Genomic DNA, 4209 nt, shown 5'->3' with positions numbered 1-4209 from the left:
GTGCTGGATGGTGTGCTGGATGGTGTGCTGGATGGTGTGCTGGATGGTGTGCTGGATGGTGTAACGGCAGTTTCGGCGTCAAAGGCGCTTGCAGGCATGGTCAGCGCTCGAGCGACTGCTTCATCCGATCGAGCGTCGCATGCATACCGTTGATCATCGCCTTCTGGCGGTTCAGAAGACGACCGTAGACCCACTTCTGCCATCCGGTATAGGGCGGATAGCTGAACGACTCGGTGACGATCGTCGCGCCATCTCGTTCGGCGAACTCGTACCGCCACGTCGAGTACCCCTCTGCGATGAAACCGAACGAGACGTTCGGTTCCGCATCGAGGACCTTGGACGTCGTCGTCCACCGCTTGAGAGTGATTGGGCCGAAAGCGGCAACGTTGTCACCTTCGAACTCCGCGCCGACGGCCGGGCCGGTGGTGTCACCAACCCATCTGCAGGCTGTGCACTCGGGGCTCCATTCGCCCATTCGCGTCACGTCGGTCACCGCTGCGTAGACCGCGTTGATCGGCGCGATGATCGTGGTTGTCGCGGATCCAGTGAGGGGCTCGGTCGATGTGGCGGTCATCTTCCCAGTGTCGCGCGCCCAGCCGGGCGAATGGGTCCACCAGTAGCGTGTAGCAGTGGACTTGGTTGAGAAGTTAGAGGCAACCGGTGGTATCTGGTCTCCGAACTATCTGCCGGTCACGCTGGCGAACCTGACCATCGTCGCCATTGCTGCGTTCGACGGCCTTGCCCTCGTTGCCGCGCTGCCGTCGATCGCCGATGATCTCGGAGGTGTCGCCCTGCTCCCGTGGGTGATCACTGCCTACCTGGCGACATCTGCCGTTGCGGGCATCATGGCCGGCCCCATCATCGATGCCGTCGGCGTGCGACGGACGTTTCGGGCCACTGGCGTATGGTTTCTGTTTGCGAGCGCCGCTGCCGCGGCCGCGCCGAACATGGAGCTACTGGTGGCGGCCCGAGCGCTCCAGGGCATCGGCGGTGGCCTGGTGATTTCCGTTGCGCTAACAGCTGTCGGTCTGGCCTATCCGCAACGGCTGCGCGCCAGAGCGTTCGCCGCAAACTCGATGGTTTGGGGGACGCTGGGTTTCGGCGGCCCGGTGATCACCGCTGGCCTGCTCGCCGTTGCGGGCTGGCGAATGATCTTCGTCATCCAGCTCCCGATCACGGCCCTCGCCCTGGCTGCTGGATGGCGAACATTGCCCAGCACCCGCAACAAGCCGCAACGGATCGTCATGGACGGCCGCGGCATCGCCCTGATCGTGGGTCTCGTTGCTGCTTCGCTGTTCGCCGTGGCGCAGGTCGGTGTCCGCTGGCCGTTGGCTGCGGTCGGCGCGGCCGCGGCAATCGCATTCGGTCGTGCGTTCTGGACCAACTCGGGCCGCACTGACGGGCCACTCGTCTCGCGCATCCACATCACACGGTTCCCCCTGAAGCGGATCCATCTGACGGCCGGCCTGGTGCTGATCGCCGGCCTCGCTGCCGACAACTATCTCCCGCTGTACATGCAGACCACGCGGGGTCGGTCTGAATCGTTCGCGGCGTTCTCGGTGCTGTTCCTCACCGTCGGGTGGTCATCTGCGGCGTTCCTCGTCAGTCGACTGCTCGAACGCTGGCGCGAAACCGACGCAATTTTGCTCGGCTCGATCCTGATGATTCCGGCCGTTATCTGGGCAGGGGTCGGAGTCGCTCTGACGTGGCCGATCCCGGTCATCTTCGGAGCGTTCTACGTGATGGGCGCGGCGATCGGGTTCGTTTCCACCGCTGGGCTTACCTTGCTCCAGGCGAGCGCAGACGATTCGGAGATGGGCCGGGTCAACAGCGCCCATCAGTTCATCCGCACCATCGGGATCACCTACGGCGTTGCCGTTGGCGGAGCGATTTTGCTGTTCGTTGTCGGTCACCGAATTGGCGACGTTGAGGTCGTGCGCGATGTGCTCGGCGGCGAGGACGTGGTTGCCTCTGGCCCGACACTCGACGCGATCCGGGACGGCCTCGTCTGGGTCCTCGTCTTTAGTGGCGTCGCTGCGCTTGGGTGCCTCGCCGCTGCCATGGCCCTGTGGCGCAACACGCGCGGGCTGCCGCTGCCCGTTGTTGGTCCTGGCGGTGGTGTCAGCGCTGACGCCGAACCTTTGAGCAATTGATCTGACCTATTGCGCTAGGGTGCATGAATGCCCGATGACAACTCTTCGGTGAGTTACGTGACCGAGCTCAAGTCACTCCCAGATCAGATTGCTACAGCGATTCGCGAATCGATCGTGTCGGGCGCGCTCGCGGTCGACGCGCGGCTGCCGAACGAGGCCGAGTTGGCTGCGCAGTTTGGTGTGTCGCGGCCAACCGTGCGCGAGGCTCTCAAGCGGCTCGCGGCGAAGAACCTGATTCGGTCGCGTCGAGGCGTGTCGGGCGGCAATTTCGTGACGTTGCCAAGTAGCGAGCAGGTCCGCTCGGATCTGTCGACAACCGCGACGCTCCTCGTGAGTCACAAGGTGTTTTCGCTTGCTGAGGTCGCTGAGAGTCGACGCCTGCTTGAAACGACCTGCGCTCGCCTCGCGGCTGAGCGGCGGACAACCGATCATCTGGCCGCGTTGGGTGAAGCGCTCGAGCGACAGGCCCGGCCCGATCTGTCCGATGAGGAGTTCTGCGACGCCGACGTTGCCTTTCACAGAGTGATCGTCCAGGCGGCCGGGAACCCGGTACTCGACTACGTCATGGTGTTCGCCCTCGAGGCGCTGCACCCGTCGACGAACCTCGTGATCAACAGGTTCCGCCAGCGCTCCGACGTCTTGGCGCTGCAGCAGGTGCTGCTCGATGCTGTTGCATCCGGCGACCCCGACGCAGCCGAGGCGGCCATTCATGCCCAAATGGACCACCTCAGCGGGATCTACAACGAGGCTCAGGAATGGGTCGAGGCTCGACGTGTCGAACGAGAGGATGGTCATGGCCGAACCACAGACTGAACACCGCCTGCGCAGAATGCTCGCACCCGAGTCGGTGGCGCTCGTGGGCGCATCCACGGTGCCGAACGTCGCGGGCAATGACATGGTGCTCGAACTAGAGGTGTCGCGGTACCCGGGCCGGGTCTATCCGGTGAACCCGAAGTACGACGAGGTCGAGGGGCGAGAGTGCTTCGACAGCCTCGACACGCTGCCCGAGGTCCCTGATCTGGCGGTGCTCGGTGTGGGCAACACGCGGCTCGAAGAACTGGTCGAGCAGGCCATCGACCTCGGCGTCGGCGGCTTGGTTATCCCCGGAAGCGCACTCTTGCCCGACGACACAGCCAGCAACTCACTGCGATCGCGGATCCGCACCATGGCGACGGCCGCTGGCCTGCCGATCGTGGGCGGAAACTGCATGGGCTTCTACAACGTCGAGAAATGGTTCCGGGCGTTTCCGTTCAATCGGCCATACGAGCTGCAGGAAGGAGGTGTCACCCTGATCGCCCAGTCGGGCTCGGTGCTCACCGCCCTGCTGTGGAACGACCAGAAGCTGCGCTTCAACTTGGCGGTCTCGCCGGGTCAGGAACTGGTGACGACGACCGCCGACTACATGGACTACGCCCTCGAGCAAGCGAGCACGCGAGTGATTGCCCTCTTCATTGAATCGGTGCGCGAGCCGGAGCGTTTCATCGCCGCGCTGAAAAAGGCAGCCAATCGGGACGTTCCCGTCGTGGCGCTGAAGGCAGGGCGCACGCCCCAAGCCGCCAAGCTTGCGCTGAGCCACTCGGGGGCAATCGCCGGTGACGACGCCGCCTACCAGACGCTGTTCGAGCGTTACGGCGTCTTGCCGGTCAAGTCGCTCGACGAACTGGCAGCGAGTGCCCTCCTCCTCTCTGATCGGCGCCGACCTGCAGCCGGTGGCCTCGCCGCGATCCTCGACTCGGGTGGTGAGCGTGAGCTGTTGATCGACTTGGCCGACGACGTCGGTGTGCCGTTCGCACAGATCAGCGACGCGACCACAGCGGTGCTCGCGTCACAACTCGACCACGGCCTCGAGCCGATCAACCCGCTCGACGCATGGGGCACCGGCAACGACTACCAGTTGGTCTTCGAGCACTGCTGGCAGGCGCTGATGGACGATGACGACACCGCCATCGGCGTCTTTGTTGCCGATCTGACCTCGGGCTTTTACCTTCATGAGTCGTTCGCTCGGATCTGCCGTCGCGTGCATCGCCGAACCGGCAAGCCGATCGCGATGATGACG

At 64.3% G+C, this 4209-nt stretch carries 4 protein-coding genes; 3 read left to right on the top strand and 1 reads right to left on the bottom strand.

Going from position 1 to position 4209, the window contains the following annotated elements; genetic code table 11:
* Positions 1-100: 100 nt before the first annotated feature.
* A complete protein-coding gene (locus tag ACH2EI_RS18875; RefSeq protein ID WP_395155213.1) occupies positions 101-574 on the bottom strand; it encodes an SRPBCC family protein in 474 nt (157 codons plus the stop codon).
* Positions 575-629: 55 nt separating this feature from the next.
* On the opposite strand from ACH2EI_RS18875, the gene ACH2EI_RS18870 reads away from it, so the two are divergent.
* From ACH2EI_RS18870 to ACH2EI_RS18860, 3 genes are all read left to right on the top strand, one after another.
* Positions 630-2153, top strand: coding sequence for an MFS transporter (locus ACH2EI_RS18870; RefSeq protein WP_395161151.1), 1524 nt, complete (start codon positions 630-632; stop codon positions 2151-2153).
* 27 nt (positions 2154-2180) lie between these two features.
* Entirely contained in the window at positions 2181-2966 is a 786-nt protein-coding gene (locus ACH2EI_RS18865; RefSeq protein WP_395155211.1) for a FadR/GntR family transcriptional regulator, read from the top strand.
* The coding region (locus ACH2EI_RS18860) for a CoA-binding protein (RefSeq protein ID WP_395161149.1) at positions 2947-4209 on the top strand (1263 nt) is incomplete at its 3' end. The genes ACH2EI_RS18865 and ACH2EI_RS18860, both read left to right, overlap by 20 nt.

It is taken from the genome of Ilumatobacter sp. (assembly GCF_041688325.1).
GTDB lineage: Bacteria > Actinomycetota > Acidimicrobiia > Acidimicrobiales > Ilumatobacteraceae > Ilumatobacter_A.
This window is presented reverse-complemented; position numbering and strand designations above follow the sequence as displayed.

Bases quoted from the DNA above. Each gene is read 5' to 3' on its own strand.
- ACH2EI_RS18875 (WP_395155213.1), bottom strand. From the start codon at position 574: ATGACCGCCACATCGACCGAGCCCCTCACTGGATCCGCGACAACCACG.
- ACH2EI_RS18865 (WP_395155211.1), top strand. From the start codon at position 2,181: ATGCCCGATGACAACTCTTCGGTGAGTTACGTGACCGAGCTCAAGTCA.